Here is a 19,257-nt window from a genome sequence, read left to right on the forward strand (position 1 = left end):
CTTAGCCTTTTATGCAGATAACCGGTACCAATCGGGCAACTTTGTTGGCCAGCCCAGACTGATGAGCGGAATCCACCACTTTATCAACATTTTTATAGGCGCCTGGAGCTTCCTCGGCTACTCCCCGAAATGAGCCGCTTCGAATATATATTCCCTGTTCAGCAAGCGTTTTGACTAATTCACTTCCACTCCATTGTTTCATCGCTTGATGGCGACTCATGGCACGTCCGGCACCGTGACAGGCGGAGCTGAATGATTTGTGTTCGGAAGTCTTGGTACCTGTTAACACGTAGGATGCGGTTCCCATGCTTCCACCAATAATCACCGGTTGTCCCACATGAGAAAATACATCGGGTAATTTGGGATGACCTGGCCCCAGTGCCCGTGTTGCTCCTTTCCGATGTACAAACACGCGTTGAGATTGTCCATTAATCTCATGGTACTCTTCTTTACACGTATTATGAGACACATCATAGATCAGATTTACTTTTATCCCTGGTAATACATCTTGAAAAACTTCGCGCATAAAGTGTGTAATGATTTCACGATTAGCCAAGGCACAGTTTATTCCCGCCCGCATGGCACCTAAATAACTCTCCCCAATTCGTGAGTTGATGGGAGCACAGGCCAGCTCTCTGTCAATAAGTCTAATCCCTTGCCGCTCAGAATTGATTAACATGGAGCGCAAATAATCCGTCCCAATCTGATGGCCTAAACCTCGTGATCCGCAATGAATACTGACGACGACATCCCCCTCTGCCAAGCCCAAAGCAGCAGCTGATTTTTGACAATAAATCTGACTGACTTCCTGAAGTTCCAAATAATGGTTTCCAGAGCCTAAAGTTCCCATTTCATTTTTTTGACGTTTTTTCGCCTGATCCGAAACATATTCAGGCATGGCGCCTTCCGTACAGCCATTATCTTCAATACGTTCTAAATCCGCTCGCTCACCATAGCCTTGTTTTATAGCCCATTTCGCACCGCCACGTAGCATATCATCCAATTGTTTTATCGTGAGATGAATACGGCTCCGACTGCCAACACCTGCCGGAATATGGGCATACAATGCATCGGCCAATTCTTCCTTGACTGGTTCCAAATCCGCTCTTTTTAAGCCAGTCGATAAGAGCCGTACCCCGCAAGAAATATCAAAACCAACCCCGCCTGCGCAAACAACACCTCCTAGTTCGGGATCAAAAGCAGCAACCCCGCCTATGGGAAAACCATATCCCCAGTGCGCATCAGGCATAGCATAAACACTTTGAACAATTCCAGGTAAGGTTGCTACATTGGAAAGCTGTTCATAAACCTTCATATCCATATCCACGATTAACTCTTCAGAAGCAAAAATAACAGCCGGCACCAACATGGGACCATGTCTGGGGATTTGCCATTCAAATTCATTAATTTTCTTTAAAAGGGTTAGGTCCATTGGCTTTTTTCTCTAGATTAAATTAATTATTTAAATTAATTAGACATCCACAATACATTGTGCTGTCCATACATCGTGATCATAAAAAACGTTCAGTTCAGTATAAGTTGCTCCTTTCACTTCAACTGCAGGGTGATGTCGCTCCCTGTCAACAACCTCCCCCTTAATAATAGCCTCTAATCCATGATTCTTAATGGTGACTTGAAATTCACAAAATAACATATTATGAATATCCATATAGTATATAACCGTGTTTAACCAATCTACGAAGAGGATTTCAATATCTGGAGCTTGGCACACCACATGAAAAATTGAATCGGGTTTGATTAGATGAGAATCCGTTATCACATGAGTTAAGGCTAGAGCGCCCATTTCAAAAGCATCTGCCAAAGTAGGCCCTATTCCTCTTACCCCAATGTCAGCATCGTGAGTAAAATGCTCCCATCTCTTTTTTACCGTCATAAAACCACCAGCCTCAGAAACAATCTTATGTATCATTCTTCGCAAGCGTGCTCAATTCCCTTTTCGCTTGATTGAGTAATTCTTTCCTTTCTGGAGATAAGTTCTTACCTGCACGATTTATATAAAAATTCAGCATAGACATGGCCGATTGATACACCGTTGCATTTCTACGAGTACTGTTCGATGCAGACTGTATTAATGATGCTGCAATTTTTTGAGGATCATTCCAGGTAAATACCCCCTTTTCCAGATTAAGAGCATGACTTTGTTCTGTAACCTTTTGTGACCATTTTGTATTGTTCATTTAAATTGCCATACTATAAATTTATCCGCTTGATTGTATGGGGTGTCCATCTGCTCGTTTGAGGTACTCTGACTTACTTTGATGTGTTCATATTTTTTTCATAATCACTAATCTATAATTGTAGTATACATCACTGAAAATGAAATTTAGGTCGATTATCCAAAGGTTAAAAATAAGATTTCGCTCATTCAAATCAAATAGTCAGATTTTAAAATTTAAAGAATCACTTCAAATTTTTGAAACTAACCTTTATCCAGGATGCTTTGAATTATGACGAGGGAAACAAACCAACAGGCAGTCGAAGAGCAAGTTCTCTCAATTGTCCGTGAATTCATGACAGATCTTGGTGCTGAACGAGGACGTCAGGCCGTTACCCTTACAGCTTCTCTTGATAGAGACATTGGTATTGATAGTCTCGGAAAAGTCGAGCTCTTTCGCCGTATTGAAAAGGAATTTTCCTTACAACTTCCTGAACGTGCCCTGGTAGATGTTGAATCATTAACTGATCTGACTCAAGTAATCATTGAAAGTTCCCAAACCTTGTCAAAACACAAAGCAAAACACGTTACCGCCCCTCTAGAAATTACAAATATTGATTTAACTTCGGCTAAAACATTAACCGAAGTACTGACTGCTTACGCCACAAAAGAAGCCAAAAGACCTCATCTTTTTTTACAAAATGAACAAGGTGAAGAAGAAATAATCTCGTACTCACAATTACTAAATGAGGCGGATCATATTGCCCAAGGCTTAAATTATAAAGGAATAAAGCAAGGAGATACGGTTGCCATCATGCTTCCAACCAGCGCAGAATTTTTTTATGCATTTTGTGGCGTGTTATTTTCTGGGGCTATACCCGTTCCAATTTATCCACCATTTCGTCCAGACCGCATTGAAGAATATGCAAAACGAGAAGCACGGATTTTACATAATGCTGAAGTCAGAATATTAATTACCTTCTCGGAAGCAGCGCCACTCAGTAAGATTTTGGGTACTTTTGTACCCAGCCTTAAAGAAGTAACCACTATTAACCAACTCAAAATGACTACCGGCTCTATGCCCATGTTGGATTTAGATCCACAAAGCCCGGTTTTAATTCAATACACTTCTGGCAGCACAGGAGATCCTAAAGGGGTTTTGATAAATCATAGCAACATGCTCTCGAATATTAGAGCAATAGGCAAAGCAATACCGGTTGAACCTACTGACGCTGTTGTTAGCTGGTTACCTCTATATCATGATATGGGACTGATGAGCTGGCTTGGATCCATGTATTTTGGCGTTCCGATAACGATACTGTCACCTCTTACGTTTTTAACACGACCTGAGCGTTGGTTATGGGCACTGCATTATCACAGGGCGACTCTTTCAGGCGGTCCCAATTTTGCATATGAGTTATGCGTAAAAAAAATCAAACCAGAAGACATTGAAGGACTGGATCTCAGTTCCTGGAGATTTGCATTTAATGGTGCAGAAGCCATAAATCCCAAAACTATGGAGAGCTTTAGTAAAAAATTCTCGCCATATGGCTTTAATCTTGAATCTTTTGCACCTGTTTATGGATTAGCCGAAGCGACAGTAGGTCTAACCTTTCCACTGAAGAGGCGTAAACCTCTAATTGATAGAGTTCAACGTGACGTTTTTGAACAGACCAATAAAGCGGTTCCTGCATCACAAAACGAAAGAGCACTTGATTTTGTAGGCTGCGGTCTGCCATTAACAGATCATGAAGTTCGTATTGTGGATGCAAATGACAATGAAATCGAAGAGCGTTCAGTTGGTTCTATTCAATTCAAAGGCCCCTCTGCAATGCAGGGCTATTTTAATAACCTTCAAGCCACTCAAAAAGCATATCATCAAGGATGGTGGGATACCGGTGATTTGGGGTATCTGGCCGATAAGGAGCTGTTTATTACAGGTAGAAAAAAAGATCTCATCATCAAAGCGGGCCGGAATCTATATCCAGAAGAAATAGAAGAAATTGTGAATCTCATTCCCAATATTCGTAAAGGCTGCGTTATCGCTTTTGGAGTGAGCGATCAAAGCAGTGGAACAGAACAATTAATTGTAGTCGCAGAGACGAATGAACATAAAAAGGAAACTCAAATTGCTCTTCGTGCGGCAATCATCGACAAGATGGCAATCGAATTAGGTATTGTACCGGATCACATTATTCTTGTTCCACCTAAAACTGTCCCTAAAACATCAAGTGGAAAATTGCAACGCTCAGCGTGTAAACAGGCATTTATTGAAGGAAACCTCGTCAAAAATAGAAGATCAGTACAATGGCAAATGGGCACGTTAGTATTGATGAGTGCCTGTAAAAAAATATATGATATGTTGTGCTTTTCAGGAAAATTGGTTTACACATTCTATCTAGGAATACTCTTCCTGCTGACTCTCTTTCCTGCCTGGCTTGTCGTGTTACTGGCCTCTCATCGAATGGGCGCTCGAGTAACCCGTTGGGGAGCGAGATTGTGGTTCAGATTGGCAATGTGCCCTATCCGCATTGAAGGATCCAGTAATTTAACGGATGATAAACCCAAGATATTTGTATCCAATCATGCTAGTTACACCGATGCATTGCTCTTGTTAGCTGTCCTGCCGCCTGGAGTTGTATTTACTGCTAAAAAGGAACTGCTGAACACGCCAATAATTCGAACGTTTATAAAAAATTTGCGGTATTTAACTGTAGATCGATTGGATTTTATGAAAAGCATAGAAAATAAACACCAGATAGAACAAGTCATTCTGCAAAAAAATTCGGTTGTTATTTTTCCGGAAGGCACGTTTACTTACGCAACTGGATTGCGTCCCTTTAAATTAGGCGCCTTCACTCTGGCGGTTGAAACCCAGACTGACCTGTGCCCAATCGCAATTACAGGTACCCGTATCTTTTTACGAGATGGCAGCTATTTGCTCAAGCCTGTTCCTATTCGCGTTATAATTGGAAAGCCCATTACTCCTGAAGAAAACAGTTGGGAGGAAGTCATTCGTCTTCGCAATCAGGTTCGTATAGAGATTGTAAAGCATTGCGGCGAACCCAATATCGATTTGGTCGTCGCAGGAGTTGAACACGATTCAAATAAATAAGCGAACCCTGTTTAGTGAACCAACATTTCGATCGGCGTCTTTCAAGTCAGATCAATGAGTAAGAATTTTATTCTAAAGTAGGATTTGAACGTATAAAGGAACTGGCTTTGTCATATATTTCCATGAGTAAACCGTCTGTTTGAATTACACTTACTTCACCAGTGCCATCACTCAATAGATGAAGAATCGTTTTAGCGTCCTCAATTTTGTTTTTTCGATCAAATTTTGATTGGTTACTGAAAAAAGAATAGACCTGTCTAAAACCTGTAAAATTATCCTCATATTCGCGCATATAAATATAATCTTTTACAACTAAAATTAACTCTTCTTTAGTTGAGGCCTTTCTTAAATTGGCGTTGATCTCTTGTCGAGTAAGTGGTTTCTGTATGTTATGAGAATGAGCATCTCGAGCTATAGAGAAGATTGGGTCAAATGCCTCATTAATATATTGACGAGCCAACTTTTTTGATTTAAACAGTATATCGCTTTCTCCAGAGCGAGAGGATTGTTTATCCATAAGAGAAGATCCCGTTAAAACATGAGACTCGTCGACTATCACAACTTTGGCGTGAATTGAATTTTCGCTCATGTTTTGAACCAAAGTACCATCAGGTTGGCAAGCCCAACGCAAAGACAATTTCTCACGTACTTCACTCGTTGTAGCTTTGGACAAGAGATAGTTGATGCTGTCAACGTTGGTGCCACCAGCAAACGGTAATTTCTCTGCACTTTCTCCATGATACCGCCCAAGGAGCAATTCAACTTGAACTCCTCTCTTAGCGCAACGTAACAAGGCATTAAGAATGTCCTTGTCATTTAAATTATTTACCATGATTTTGACGGAAGATTTTGAGCTATCTAATAAAGTGAGTAAAGCGCTTTTGTAGGGTGAACGATGACGAATAAAAGGACTTGCTGATGGGGTCTTACTCAATAAAAGACTTCTTTTTCTATCATTTTTCTGGTCATTTTGCTGGTCATTGCGTTCAGGATGGGCATGAACCAGTTTTTCTTTCTTGCCAGAATGACCTAGCCGTACGGTGTCATTATTCCAAAGAGATACAAATTGACTACGAAAACCGCTAACGAGCCCAGCATCTTTACACACAGTAGCGACTTCTACCCAGTTTTGTTTATCGTCCATGGAATTGGCGAAGGTTGGGTCGCCCGTTAAAATAGCAGCGTCCTTGCCATCACATAATACCAATTTAGAGTGGCTGGAGTTAAAGGCTTTATGCTCATGAAATCCAACTTGAACCTCAAAATGCTCGCTATTTAGTTGAAGCAAGTAAGGAGTATCAATTGGAGATTTTCGACCATCACCTTGAATTAATGAAGATAATCCGGTTTTTTTATTAATTATTATTTTAACCTTAATGGGTCTTTGCTCCCTATCCGCTTTAGCTTTCAAATCGGCGAGAGCATCAAGAATTTTCAAACCGGCAACCGAATCATTCTGAAACTTATAGAAACAAAGAAATACTTCCGAATTTGCGGATTTTATCAATTCAGAAATGTTTGAAAACATGGCGTTTCCGCGAACATACGGTCCACTGACAATCTCGGAAGTTTTTTTAGTGGAGTAAGAAAACTCCCCAACAAGCGGATTATCGCGTGCTTTCTCTCGCCGTAGAAGCTCATATATTTTACTTACTATGCTTTTATCAGGCATATTATAACTCGACTCAATACGCTTGCGCCTAACTTCTCAATAAATCCTGAAATTTCGTCATCCTGAACGAAGTGAAGGATCTCCAAATGCAGGCACAGCACCACTTCCAGGAGATCCTTCACTGCGTTCAGGATGACGTTTCCCGAGGCTATTGAGAAGTTACGCTTGCGCTTGGCAAAAATACATCTCTTTGATTAAGTATAATACACAATAGCGAAAATATTTCTTATGCGGTGTTCTATTAAGGTTCCTGATGAACAACAGTTATTAATTAACTGGATTAATATGAAGTAGATGCTTTATTGGATTAAAAAGGCCAGGAACCCGGACTTGATTGCCTAACTCAGGTTAAAGGATTCTTGTACTGTTGCAAATAGGTACGCCCCAGATGATATGAAGCATAATCAGTGATGTGCCCTTCATCTTTAAATACAGGCACGCCATTAATATCGGCCTTACACCGCCCATTGGGGCATAAAACCTTTTGAGGATCAATCAATACCAATTGAGGGTATTTCTGTTCCATTCTCGCAAAAAGTTCATCGAACCACTGCTGATCCTTTGGATTCAGATTAAATTCACATTGCTGGGGATAATACTGGCTTCTTCTTTTTATGTGCTCAAAAAAACATTCATGCGGATTTCTTTGCGTCGCTGCGATGGATTTTATTAATACCGGTTTGGCGCCCGAGGCAACAATTACCTGCAAGGCCTCATCCAGAGCCTTCTCAATACGCTCTTGAGTCAAAGCATGGGAACGTTCGTCACCAACATGATTAATTATTTTATCCCCCAGATAGGCGTACCAATTCTCTCCAATAATGACGTAATTAAAATGATTCTCTCGAATCATAGAATAATACCGGGCTGTTTGATCATGACATACCTGATACACTCCATTTTTAATAAACATGTCGAACTGGTATATTCCTGGTAATGCGAGACAGGCTATTGTTGCATGAGCAAGAACAGACACATTGGCTTCCTGAGCAATGGTATCAAGAAATCGCCAATGATGATTTGAATAAGAATCACCGATTAAAAACCCCGTTTGCTTTCTGGAGTTTTTAGCGCCCAAAACACAATCTCGATTGATTTCAATATTTTTTTGTTGAAGACATCGAGCTCTTTGTTCACTGGAATATTGATTTAAAGTCTCATAAACCATGGACGTTTCAGTAAATCGCTGAGGTAATCCTTCATTTATTTTGATTACATAATCACTGATATGAATTAAGCCAACGGGTAATGCGAACAGAAGCATTGCGCTGTATTTAAAGGGCGTTTTGTTTGCCCTGCCTGCAGGCTTTTCTATAAAGCGCCAGGAAAGATAAGCAACAATAAATACGATACAAAAAGCGGATAATAAAACCAAAGGGGTCTCTTCTATATTGAGATATCGAATCAAAACAAAGACGGGCCAGTGCCAAATATAGAGAGAATAAGAGAGCAATCCAATAAATACTATTGGTCTTATAGAAAGAATCTGACTCCATACAGGTTTAGGCTCACAGTGCCCTGAAGCAATCACTATTCCAGTGGCAAGACACAATATAAAAGCATAGCTATTGGGAAATCCCAAACTAATGTCCTGACGCATAGCTATATAGAATAGTGTGAGAATAGCCACAGTACTCACGACATTAATAACATATTTATTCAATGACCAACGATGCTGACTTAAGGCAACACAGGCACCAATTAAAAATTCAAATATACGACTCACCAATTGATAATAGGTTTTCATTGGCGCTTGTGATGAGTAATATAAGGATAAGACAAAAAATAATAACGTAAGAACATATACAGAACGAACTATCTGGCGTGGGCCACAAATTTTATGCAAAAGAAAAATGACCATCGGGAGAATCAGATAACATTGCCATTCAATGGATAAGGACCAGGTATGCAACAAAGGTAATTGATTACTATCGGGTGAAAAGTAACCAGTAGTGACCTTTTCAAAAAATGAATTGGATAGAAAAACAGAGGTTTTACGCGCGCTTTTACCAAAGTTAATCAAATCATCCGGTAAATAAAACAGCAATGTCATCAGTAGACTGACTGCAATCAAACAAATAAAAACGGGCTGTAAACGCCATAGCCTTCGATTATAAAATGAAATAAAAGAGAACTTGTTGTTTTGTAACGAATCATGAATGATGCTGGTTATCAAAAAACCGGAAATCACAAAAAAAACATCCACGCCGACGAAACCAGAAGGAAACAGGCTCAGGCCACTATGAAAAAATAAAACAAATATAATGGCAATTGCCCTTAACCCATCTACATCTGGACGATATTTCACTCGGAGTCTTCACTTATATTAATTACATGATTTATATCATAAATTGTTTTTTTTGAAGAGAATTTTCAACAAGGGTTTAATTTCCTGAATAGCCTTTCAGCATTTAAACTCTCTCACATCAATCAATTTATTTTTCATTGAAACACTCATTTCAACTGATTGTGCAGGTAAATTGGCATGAACTATCCTGCTCAGTGCTCCAGGAAGAACCCGGTGCAACATAACCGAATATATGGCTGCACAATTCTTCCGGCAAACCTTTTTCTCTGATCAGTTTAGAAATAATCGTTCTGTATTCAAGTATTTCTTTAAAATCGACCAATAATAACACATATTTTTTAAAATCTTGAGTTGCTCTAACGATAACCTGCCCATTGGTACATACCTCAATTTGCTGAGGATAATACCCGTGTAATTGAACGGTTTTCATTGTTTTCAATCTCATATTGAACAAAAATAAATTAACATGAGATGCCAAAATCACTAAATGCTCACTGTCCGGTAAAGGAAATACACCATTAGTCCAAAATCCATTGGTAAACAAGTTATCCGAACATTGGATGTCTCTCCAGCTCCATCGCTCAATACACTCTGTTCCTTTCCAGACCTGAAAATCAAGACCAGAAGCATGATAAGTTAATACTTTACCATCAGGTAACCCTACAAAGGCACTTAAAGAAATACTGGAATTATTGTTCTGCTTTATTGGGTTGATAACCCCTATCACCCTAAAATCCAGGGGGTCATTTCGGATTTTTTTAAACAAAATAACTTTAAAATAATCAGTATTCTCCCCTGTTACAGAACAGGCAAAATGTCCATTAGCCAATTTAACCAAAGGCCCTACCTGATAGTAGGAATGCTCCATGGCAATAGGGTCGCTAACAATATTATCAAAAATCATGGACTGCAAATCATGCATTACTATATGAACTGCACCCTCTTCCTCATTCATTGTGTTCTCGGTTTTGACTGCTGTAATCGCTTTAAACTCCGCCAAACCATGCAATTGAGGATAGATACACCATTGACGATTAAATTGGTTCGCAATTTCAAAATTCACGGTATCCAGAATCAATAAATCATCCGAATTTAAATTTTTTAAAATCAGGTGGTTGTTTGATAATCGTCCAATAAATCCATACGGTTTATCGAGAGATTTGCACCTTTTAGTTCGATTGGTATCAAGATCAAACAAGTACAATAACGTTTGCTTTTTATCCTCCACAATGTCAATAAACAACAGACTCTGATTGGAAATACTATGCATGGAACATGAGTTATTTATACTTTGAAATTCAGTAATTACCTGAATAAGCGGCTTGGTAGAAGAGCATTTTTTAAAAAACATAAAATTAATATCAAACAATTGAATCAACTATTTTTGCACACAATTACTCCTTGAAACATCAATTTAACTCATTAAACTCATAAATTTAATTACATGCCTAATAAACAAGCTTTATTAGCTCCTGAAATCCCCTGTTTCATACTCTGTTTTTCGTGCATCACAACCTGCTTTTGGGAAGAACAGATGAATTCAATTCAAAATAAAGCGAGTAAAAAGAGTGGATTAAGCTAAAAATAAATAAATTAACCAATTTGCATTTTGTTTACACACATTTAAAAAAATAGCACTATACTTATTTTGTAGTACAACAAATAAAATACTAAGGAGGATGCCATGAATACACATTCTATGTGCTTTTCAGGCTTTTTACGTACAGGTCTTATGGTTGGTTTGTTATTTTTAGCTGTGGGTTTTTCTTCCATTGCAAATGCTGCTCAAGGTTGTGGCTACGGATATCATAGAGCAATTTACAATGGAACCTGTGTATTAAATCATCCAGGGGCATTTTCAACTATGGCACCTGCTCATCCCGGATGTTGGAGAAATGCATGGGGTGCGTTGCGTTGCTATAGATAAGCTTTAGATAATGCTAACGTCAGGCTTTTTTCTACTGGAATGAACAATGCCAAGTGAATTAAAGCTCTGACGTTTAATATTCCTCGTGATAAAACCTCTATTCAACACCATCAAGTTGTAAGTTTTTTGTAAAATTCCAGACTATAATGTGCAAACAAACTCCTTGTGTGTTTAAATAATGTACTTTTATGCCTGTTCAATTGAACATTGAACTTAACATTGTATGGAGAATTGACACATGAATTATGTAAAATATCTCAGTTTAGGGTTATTACTTGGTATAACTCTCGACGCAAATGCCTATTATACTCAACAAGGTCAAATATATGACAATGAAGGCAATAAAGTCATAATAAATGGTCTATCCTGGTCCGGCTTTCAAGATACTAATGTATTTCAGGGTCTGCAAAACAATCCTTTTTACAGCATGACAACAGATTCCAATTCAATACGCGCAGGCTTGATGGATTTAATAGTACACCCTGGAGATTATGCTGATTCAGGTGTAGACCAGCAAAACGCGGTTCAATTTAAAACCGTTCGATTACCTATTCAACCAGGTGTTCTTTATGACGATCAATCTGAAGTAGATTTAAATAAAGCGCTTTCAAATAAAGAAAAACCCGAATCAGGAAATGGTTTATTCTGTAAATCATGGCAGGGAAATGGTAACGCATGTGAAAAGGCAGTAAGCCCAAAGCAAGCCTTCTGGATCGTGCTTGAAGAAATGAAAAAGAACAACGTTAAAGTAATGATAGATATGCACCACCGTTATGGATACGGTGATGGTATGCGTGACGGAACGGTTTATGACATGAATCAGTATGCCAAAGATTTAACACTTCTGGCCAACGAAATCAAACAACGTGGTCTGGATAATGTAATCGGTATTGATGTATTTAATGAGCCCTACCAGCTCAACTGGTTCAAAGGTAAAAATAATCAGATCGCGTGGACACAGGTTATCGCAACCGCGGCAAAAACAATTCATCAAACCAACCCCGATCTTTTAATATTTGTTGAAGGCTCAGGAGGTGGTAACGATGATGCGGATAATCCGGTCATTTGTATTGCCAAAAATGAGGTTCCAAGTTCCTCCAATGGCTTTGATCATTGGAATGATCCGGGTAATTGTGGTGATGCGCAGGAAGTAGTCTCATTTAAAGGGAACTGGGGAGAAGATTTTAAGCCTCTGCTCAATAAAGAATTAGCCAAAAAAGGAATAGCTCAATTTGATTCCGATAAATTCACTAATGAATTATATAAGCAAGTTCCTGATCTGAACTCGAATACTGTAGATTGGTTATTGGGTAATGACAAAGCCGGTACGAATGGTCATGTGGTTTTTTCACCTCATGTATACCCCAAAGAAGTAGCTGGTTGGGAAACAGAACCTGGAATTGCGAGTACTCTACGCTTTGACTGGAGTTGGGGCTTCTTGCACAAAGCAGGATTCCCTATCGTATTGGGCGAAGCATCCTGGAAATCCGCTGCTGGAAAAAGCTTCTTCACCCAATCTTTAATGCCTTATCTGGCAGAGAGCGGGATCGGAACCAATAATGTCTATTTTTGGGCAATAGGTTATCTGGGCGATACCGTTAGCGCCATTAATCCTAATTCAGGAGCTTTGGATTTGGATGTACAACAGACTTTGAAGCCCTATTTTAATTAAGCCGTAACAAGATGTCGTCTTTATGAGTGAAGTGAAGGATCTCCAAATGTAGGTACAGAACCACGTACAGGAGATTCTTCATTGCATTCAGGATAACCTTTCCCGGGTTATCAAGAGGGTACCAATTGGTAGACTAACCCTTTAATTCTAAAAAGAATATTTTTACATACAAACACACAAATAAATGATTAAATACGCGCTCTTCATTTTCTAAAAGGAATCAGTATGAGTAGCCGATTTATGTTAATTGCGCCCTTATCATTAGCTTTAAGCAATGTGTTTGCAGGGACTATGGGACCAATTAATGATACTACTGGATTTGGTGGCTTTTACGCCGGTCTGGGTACAGGATTTACAACAGTAATCAGTCATGATGATTATACCATCACTCGACCAGGTTTTGGGACGATACGTCAGGGAACTCATAAAGTAACTAATTCTGCTGTTCTGTTTTCAGGACAGGTTGGTTATGGTCTCATGTTTAACCAAAATACTTATCTAGGCGGTAAGGCTTCTATCTACTACACCCCAATGGAAAACTCCTATCAAATCAGTTATTCCTCAGCCAGAGGCCCTAATCAATTAGCAACAGGTCAAGATTCATTCTTGCGTTCATTCAAACCCATTTACAATATTGATGGCGTTTTAGGATATGAAATGTTTTCTCATTTTATGCCCTTTGTTGAAGCAGGCGTCAGTTTCGCCAATGTGAAACACCAATTTGTTTTCGAAGGTGCTGTAACTAATTTAACAACTGGCGTAGCCAATAATTATGTAGGATTAGCTAATCTGGACAGTTATAAAACGGGTTACAATGTAGGTATCGGTGCCAATTATTTAGCTACTCCAAACTGGATTCTTTCAGGGGAGCTTGTTTATCACGATTTTGGTAAAAACAACTTCAACATTACTAATGTTATTAGTCCAACGAACCTGGCGACTCATTTTAGACAAGAATCCAATCAGGCCGTATCCCTCTTGGCTACAGTTTCGTATTTAATCCCAAGTTAATCTTCGCTCCAGCAAGCATATACCATCAGCTCGCTTCTCCCTTTTTAAGGTAACGGGGCTGGAGATGAGGGTTGCTGTTCAGCAACCAGCAAGCATATACCATCAGCTCCCTTCTCCCTTTTTAAGGGAGAAGGGCTGGGATGAGGATTGCTGTTCAGTAACCAGCAAGCATGTACCATCAGCTCCCTTCTCCTTTTTAAGGGAGAAGGGTTGGGGATGAGGGTTGCTGTTCAGCAAACGTAAGTTGGGTAGAGACCTGACATCGTACCTTTGTTTTCATTTAGATCTCTTGTCGGGTCACGACCCAACCCTCTAGCTTATCCGAAATGATAGTTAACCCCAACTCTCAATACATTTCCTGTAAATTCAGCTTTGGATTTTACAGAAGCCGCAGCAAAAGCCTCCGGGGGATTAAGCGCTACATTTTGAGTAAGCGTCAGATAGCTGTGCGTAGGGCCTAAATTATAATAGATATATTCTGCTTTCACACTCCAGCAGGGAGTTATTAGCCACTCTGCGCCGCCGCCGCCAGCCCAGCCACCTAAAACATCATGTATCGATGCATACCCAGACATCGGTGTAAAATTAGCTTGCGTATTAGTGACTTCATAAGTTGTATTCAATGTTGCGCCACCATAAGCAAATGCACCTGCTCCATAAACCAATACATTAGGATTTAATAAATACCCTAAACGACCTTTAACAAGTCCAAGGTAATCCAATTTCTTGGTAAGAGAGATATTGGCAGTATGAGTAACTCCTACCATTAAAGGGGTTGTTGCTGTACTAATAAAATTAGTGGTACTGCTCGTTGGACTTATGGCATCCAAATCTGCATCAATTCCAATAACCAGTTTATCTAAAATTTGAGCATTATACCCAATTTGCCCCCCTCCTATAAAACTGTCCAATGAGTTATAAATCTCATGAGTGCCGAGGTAAGCAATAGATTCGGACATTAATCTGGAAAATGGATTAAAAGCAGGATTTTCATACGAAGCAATCCCTAAATTCCTGATTACATTGCTAGCGGACCATAGGTATCCCGCATTCGCACCAATATAAAAACCCGTCCAGCCAGAAGGCTCTTCAAATACAGCCCCTCCAGTACCCGCAAAAGAATGTGTTCCATATAAAGCCAAAGATAAGGAAAGAATAGTCCATGTTTTTTTCATTAATAATGTTCCAATCAAATTAAAATGGTTAGGTAGTGTACGTTAGCATGCTCTCTGTCCAGAGAGTGTTCATTACCGATCAAAATTGTGAGTTAATTAAGTGACTGTTGAGTCTAAAATATAAAATAATTTAGATCAATCAGATATCTATCATACTGGCTTATGAGTACAGAGAAATCATCCCAGGATGCTTAAGAAGTATGCGTTAATATTATTTTCTTCTCATGAATAAGCTTACACGCGGCATCAACAACCTGCGCATCATATAGAATACCTCTTCCACGCTTTATTTCAGCAATTGCCACATCAACTCCCAAAGCGGGTCTATATGGTCTGTATGAGGACATGGCCTCCAATACGTCTGCAACGGAAATAACAAGTGTTTCAGGTAGAATTTCGTTCCCTTTTAAACCACGAGGATAACCACTTCCATCCAGTCTTTCATGATGTTGTAAAATAACCTCGGCAACAGGGATGTTAAAATGGATGTCTTTTAAAATATTATAACCGGCCTCAGCATGACCTTTGATTAATTCCATTTCCAAATCAGTCAACTTGCTGGGTTTGGACAGTATCTCAGCAGGAATTGAAATCTTGCCAACATCATGAACCAAGCCAATAAGCTCAAGAGAAGCACAACGGTCAACGGACCAACCCAGCTCCTCACCAATTGCCTTGGCAATTAATCCCACTCTGCGCTCGTGACCTGCAGTATAAGGATCACGCATCTCAACCATATTGGAAACTGCTGTAAAAGTTCCTTTAATTGCTTGTTCCAATTGGCTGATGTAATTACTGATTTGCTCTTTTGCATTTTCAATTTCAGTAATATCCTGCACTAACGAGATATATTCAATCTTACCCTCCCAGTTTATTATTGTTGAGTCAGATCTTAAGGTTATATACACCCCATCCTTTCTCTTGAAAGGAAACTGATAAGAAATACTTGATTTACCCTGATATAAGTCGTTCCATTGACTTTGTATGTACTTTTTGATCGACTCCTCTTCGATTAAATCCAATAAATTTTTTTGTAACAAATCGTCTTTGCTCCAGCCAGTTATAATACAGAATTTTGGATTAACGTATAAAAATCTGCTTTTATCCCCTACATAAACACCAACACCAGTCTGATCGATAATGGCTTGAAAATGTTGCTCACTTTCCTTAAACCGAACTTCAGCACTGGCGGCTTTCTGCTTCGCAAGTATTTGGTTTAAGGCACCAATTAACTGCGAGGCTACAGAATCCAGAAGCGTACGCTCTTCTGGAAGGAAAATATTCTCAGAAACAGGCGGGGGAACAGAGTAATACACCACGATTTTACCCACGTATTCTTTATCAATAAATAAATCTTTATCAATTTGAAAAGAAGTTTTATCTGCGCCAGCATCAGAATAATAATCACCCCATTTACTTTCTATTTTCGTGACGATCAAATCAGGGAATTGAAACGCTTTAGGGATCTCCATTACTGATTTCATCAATATCTCTTCAATCGTTTTATCTGCCATGGAGTCTATTAATTTCGATATAGTGTAAAGACAACTTATTTCCTTAAGCCGTTCCCTTGAAGCAGATAATAATTTGCTGTGCTCTATTTCAAGTTGTTTACGATCGGTGATATTTCGAATCACCTGCACCCATGAGTTTGGAAACATATCTGAACTTATAGGAGCAAGACTGCATTCCAGCCATAAACCATCTATCTCCAACTCTAACATGAACATGTCTTTTCGTATCGGAAGCTGAGAACATACTGGACACTGTTCCGGGTTAATCCTCTTGTCATGGAACACATCATGACTCGATAATCCAACCAGGTCCTCGGCTTTTAAATGACTAAAATGGGCTGCGGCACTATTAGCCTGACTTACAAGAGTATTCGACTGAACAATCATAGTCGGATCTGGAATGTTATCATAAGTACTTGCTGCTCGAGCCAACATGCTAAAAGGCTCTCGTAAAGTTGACACCACCAGGGCAACGTAAATAAACCAGTATGAAAATATCTTAAGCAAATGGCCAATAATGTTTTCCAGGCCAAATAAATCAGTATAGTGAGAAAGGATGATATCAGCGAACATCAAAGTAGTGATCGACATAGACATAAAATACAATAAGTTTCGCGACATCATACTCTTGTTATGCCATAGCACGATCAATGCTATAAATAGAATAGACGCAACGCCCCATTCACTGATAATCTTGAACCAGGTTAGCCCATAATTTTCAATGTAGGTTTGTGGAAAAAAACCAGTAAACACAGCAATGAGAATGCAGCTTGTTAAAAAGCCATAAAAAAGATTAATGATCCAGATTTTAAGTGAATGTCTAAAAAAAAATGGGGCTATGAGAAAAGAAAAAGCTTGTAAGAAACGAGCGGATATCCACAATTGAGTACTCTCATTCCCCCCGCCTCCAGGAATCAAATTCATTCCTTTATAAACGAGGATGTGTGTTAAATCCAGACCGGCACACCAACCAGCAGTAATTGAGATAAATACAACAAATTGATTGTTAGTAAATTGAGTGGTTGTAGTAGCTACCGTCATTGCGGTAAACCCAATAAATACCGAAAAGACTTCTACCACCGTATGAAAAACGGTAAAACTGGTATAGTAATAAATAAGAAGACAAAATGAAGACAACAATACTGGCGGGATGAACGCGCGATAAAGCGTTGTGTGCACGATACTTTGAGGAATATCTGTTCTCAGATTATCCATAAAGTCCTCTGTTCATAACCCTCAATTGATCTAACTCAGGATCAAGCATGGCTTGATCCTGCAGGGAAATTATTATTTCATCTCCAAATTATAGTTCAATTAACCCCAAAAAATGGAACACCGATTAATAATGGAACCTCTAGAAAATCAACATCCATGAATCAATTAAATCGCAAATCCAATCGACCCGATACAGCCTGCTTTTCTCTATACGCCAGGATTAAAAAGCCAATAATTCCTAATGCCAGAGTAACTGGAATGATCCCTATGCCGTATGAGAAAGCACGAGTGACCTGAGTTCCTCCATTGGAATTAATGACGTACCCGATGACTGAATGAAAACCATAACCAAAGCTCATGATGATCATATTGGCAACAGCAGTGGTAAGACCCGCCAGGTTATCAGGTACGTAAGTTGAGGCTTTATAAATTGCCAATATCTGATAAGCGCAACACATGCCCACCAGGATAAAACTCACTGAAATGGTGGTTACCGTTAATACACCCATCACAAGAGCACTGAATGTCAGGCACATTACTGCACCCGCTGCAATAATCGTACCCAAGTAATAACCTGATTTTTCCGCGATCAGACTTAAAACAGGAGAACCGAAACACATCCCTATAAAAATCATGGAAGGAAGATAATTCGCTGTGGATGCATCAAAACCATAAGCCTGTTTCAAAAAACCTGAACCCCATACATCTGAAAAACCTTCAAGAGGCCCAAGCATCAAACCCGAAAAACAACACAATAGAATCACTTTACTGTTAGTAAAGACGGCTTTTATATCGGCTATAACTGATTCCTGATGAGACGCTTCAACATCAGGGACAATAAAATAAGTAATACATGCCAAAACCAGACCAAGAATAACAAACAGCTCCACTACCATCTGATAGCCCAGAGTATTGCACAAATAACTCACTGGGCCACCTCCATAAACCGCACCGATAAGCCCTATCATCACAGAAAGACTCAACATACGTGGAAAGTGCTGTTCCTTAAAGGTCATACGTATTATTTTAAATGTTCCCAGAATAGCCGCTGAAGAACCAATACCGATTAATGCCCGCCCCATCAAGGGATAGATCCAGTGCTCAGCAAATAAGATAGGAAGTAATCCAATAACTGTCAGTAAGATGCATACAGACATTACTTTCCGTGGACCAAAGCGATCAAGCATGATGCCTATGGGTAAATGCATCAAGGAGTAACCTAAATAATAAATTCCCGAAAATTGACCAAATACAGCAGCATCGATATGAAACTGCGTTGTAATATCACCCATCATTATGCTTGGCATTACTCTTAGAACGTATTGATAGGCATAAAATATGGATACAATAATCCATACAAACCAGGCAAGAATTCGTGAATTTGACATAGTTCCTCTCAAGAAAAGCGATTAATGTGAGCATCGTGACCAAACAACTGTCATCAACTGATTCTAACTGATTTCTCTTGAAAT

Annotated in this window: 13 protein-coding genes; 4 read left to right on the plus strand and 9 right to left on the minus strand. The window is 39.3% G+C overall.

Annotation, left to right across the window (positions count from 1 at the left end; genetic code table 11):
- Position 1: 1 nt before the first annotated feature.
- From IZU94_RS14645 to IZU94_RS14655, 3 genes are read right to left on the minus strand one after another with little or no spacing between them, the layout of a single operon-like run.
- Positions 2 to 1,432 carry an RtcB family protein gene (locus IZU94_RS14645; protein WP_203112172.1) on the minus strand — a complete coding sequence of 477 codons (1,431 nt, stop codon included), beginning with the start codon at positions 1,430 to 1,432 and terminating at the stop codon, positions 2 to 4.
- Positions 1,433 to 1,471: 39 nt separating this feature from the next.
- Complete coding sequence (locus tag IZU94_RS14650) at positions 1,472 to 1,930, minus strand: archease (protein ID WP_238400714.1); 459 nt, start codon at positions 1,928 to 1,930, stop codon at positions 1,472 to 1,474.
- Positions 1,920 to 2,198 (minus strand): DUF3175 domain-containing protein, encoded by a 279-nt coding sequence (locus IZU94_RS14655; RefSeq protein WP_203112175.1) that lies wholly within the window; start codon positions 2,196 to 2,198, stop codon positions 1,920 to 1,922. The genes IZU94_RS14650 and IZU94_RS14655 overlap by 11 nt, the downstream gene beginning before the upstream one ends.
- 270 nt (positions 2,199 to 2,468) lie before the next feature.
- Here IZU94_RS14655 and IZU94_RS14660 point away from each other — a divergent pair, with 270 nt between their 5' ends.
- On the plus strand, positions 2,469 to 5,291 hold the full coding sequence (locus IZU94_RS14660) for an AMP-binding protein (RefSeq protein ID WP_238400460.1): 2,823 nt from the start codon (positions 2,469 to 2,471) through the stop codon (positions 5,289 to 5,291).
- 67 nt (positions 5,292 to 5,358) lie between these two features.
- On the opposite strand, the gene IZU94_RS14665 is transcribed toward IZU94_RS14660, so the two are convergent.
- The 3 genes from IZU94_RS14665 to IZU94_RS14675 all read right to left on the minus strand — a co-directional run bounded on the left by IZU94_RS14665 (position 5,359) and on the right by IZU94_RS14675 (position 10,622).
- Positions 5,359 to 6,963 carry a phospholipase D-like domain-containing protein gene (locus tag IZU94_RS14665; RefSeq protein WP_203112178.1) on the minus strand — a complete coding sequence of 535 codons (1,605 nt, stop codon included), beginning with the start codon at positions 6,961 to 6,963 and terminating at the stop codon, positions 5,359 to 5,361.
- Between the two features lie 343 nt (positions 6,964 to 7,306).
- Entirely contained in the window at positions 7,307 to 9,271 is a 1,965-nt protein-coding gene (locus IZU94_RS14670; protein WP_203112181.1) for an acyltransferase family protein, read from the minus strand.
- Positions 9,272 to 9,422: 151 nt separating this feature from the next.
- Positions 9,423 to 10,622 (minus strand): hypothetical protein, encoded by a 1,200-nt coding sequence (locus IZU94_RS14675; protein ID WP_203112184.1) that lies wholly within the window; start codon positions 10,620 to 10,622, stop codon positions 9,423 to 9,425.
- A 333-nt stretch (positions 10,623 to 10,955) separates the two neighbouring features.
- Between IZU94_RS14675 and IZU94_RS14680 the strand changes: the two genes are divergently transcribed.
- The 3 genes from IZU94_RS14680 to IZU94_RS14690 all read left to right on the plus strand — a co-directional run bounded on the left by IZU94_RS14680 (position 10,956) and on the right by IZU94_RS14690 (position 13,881).
- Positions 10,956 to 11,198, plus strand: coding sequence for a GCG_CRPN prefix-to-repeats domain-containing protein (locus tag IZU94_RS14680; RefSeq protein WP_203112187.1), 243 nt, complete (start codon positions 10,956 to 10,958; stop codon positions 11,196 to 11,198).
- Positions 11,199 to 11,436: 238 nt separating this feature from the next.
- Entirely contained in the window at positions 11,437 to 12,870 is a 1,434-nt protein-coding gene (locus IZU94_RS14685; RefSeq protein ID WP_203112190.1) for a cellulase family glycosylhydrolase, read from the plus strand.
- Between the two features lie 225 nt (positions 12,871 to 13,095).
- Entirely contained in the window at positions 13,096 to 13,881 is a 786-nt protein-coding gene (locus tag IZU94_RS14690; RefSeq protein ID WP_203112192.1) for an outer membrane protein, read from the plus strand.
- A 317-nt stretch (positions 13,882 to 14,198) separates the two neighbouring features.
- Here the strand turns inward: IZU94_RS14690 and IZU94_RS14695 are convergent, their stop codons facing one another.
- From IZU94_RS14695 to IZU94_RS14705, 3 genes are all read right to left on the minus strand, one after another.
- On the minus strand, positions 14,199 to 15,056 hold the full coding sequence (locus IZU94_RS14695) for an outer membrane protein (protein ID WP_203112195.1): 858 nt from the start codon (positions 15,054 to 15,056) through the stop codon (positions 14,199 to 14,201).
- Positions 15,057 to 15,247: 191 nt separating this feature from the next.
- On the minus strand, positions 15,248 to 17,785 hold the full coding sequence (locus tag IZU94_RS14700) for an MASE3 domain-containing protein (protein WP_203112198.1): 2,538 nt from the start codon (positions 17,783 to 17,785) through the stop codon (positions 15,248 to 15,250).
- Positions 17,786 to 17,946: 161 nt separating this feature from the next.
- On the minus strand, positions 17,947 to 19,173 hold the full coding sequence (locus IZU94_RS14705) for an MFS transporter (RefSeq protein WP_203112201.1): 1,227 nt from the start codon (positions 19,171 to 19,173) through the stop codon (positions 17,947 to 17,949).
- Between the last annotated feature and the right edge of the window lie 84 nt (positions 19,174 to 19,257).

The sequence above is a fragment of the Legionella bononiensis genome, assembly GCF_016786215.1.
In the GTDB taxonomy this organism is placed as follows: Bacteria; Pseudomonadota; Gammaproteobacteria; order Legionellales; family Legionellaceae; genus Legionella; species Legionella bononiensis.

What these genes read in the sequence shown, in the direction of transcription:
- IZU94_RS14645 (WP_203112172.1), bottom strand. Translation starts at nt 1,432, where the DNA reads ATGGACCTAACCCTTTTAAAGAAAATTAATGAATTTGAATGGCAAATC.
- IZU94_RS14650 (WP_238400714.1), bottom strand. Translation starts at nt 1,930, where the DNA reads ATGATACATAAGATTGTTTCTGAGGCTGGTGGTTTTATGACGGTAAAA.
- IZU94_RS14655 (WP_203112175.1), bottom strand. Translation starts at nt 2,198, where the DNA reads ATGAACAATACAAAATGGTCACAAAAGGTTACAGAACAAAGTCATGCT.
- IZU94_RS14660 (WP_238400460.1), top strand. Translation starts at nt 2,469, where the DNA reads ATGACGAGGGAAACAAACCAACAGGCAGTCGAAGAGCAAGTTCTCTCA.
- IZU94_RS14665 (WP_203112178.1), bottom strand. Translation starts at nt 6,963, where the DNA reads ATGCCTGATAAAAGCATAGTAAGTAAAATATATGAGCTTCTACGGCGA.
- IZU94_RS14675 (WP_203112184.1), bottom strand. Translation starts at nt 10,622, where the DNA reads ATGTTTTTTAAAAAATGCTCTTCTACCAAGCCGCTTATTCAGGTAATT.
- IZU94_RS14680 (WP_203112187.1), top strand. Translation starts at nt 10,956, where the DNA reads ATGAATACACATTCTATGTGCTTTTCAGGCTTTTTACGTACAGGTCTT.
- IZU94_RS14685 (WP_203112190.1), top strand. Translation starts at nt 11,437, where the DNA reads ATGAATTATGTAAAATATCTCAGTTTAGGGTTATTACTTGGTATAACT.
- IZU94_RS14690 (WP_203112192.1), top strand. Translation starts at nt 13,096, where the DNA reads ATGAGTAGCCGATTTATGTTAATTGCGCCCTTATCATTAGCTTTAAGC.
- IZU94_RS14695 (WP_203112195.1), bottom strand. Translation starts at nt 15,056, where the DNA reads ATGAAAAAAACATGGACTATTCTTTCCTTATCTTTGGCTTTATATGGA.
- IZU94_RS14700 (WP_203112198.1), bottom strand. Translation starts at nt 17,785, where the DNA reads ATGGATAATCTGAGAACAGATATTCCTCAAAGTATCGTGCACACAACG.
- IZU94_RS14705 (WP_203112201.1), bottom strand. Translation starts at nt 19,173, where the DNA reads ATGTCAAATTCACGAATTCTTGCCTGGTTTGTATGGATTATTGTATCC.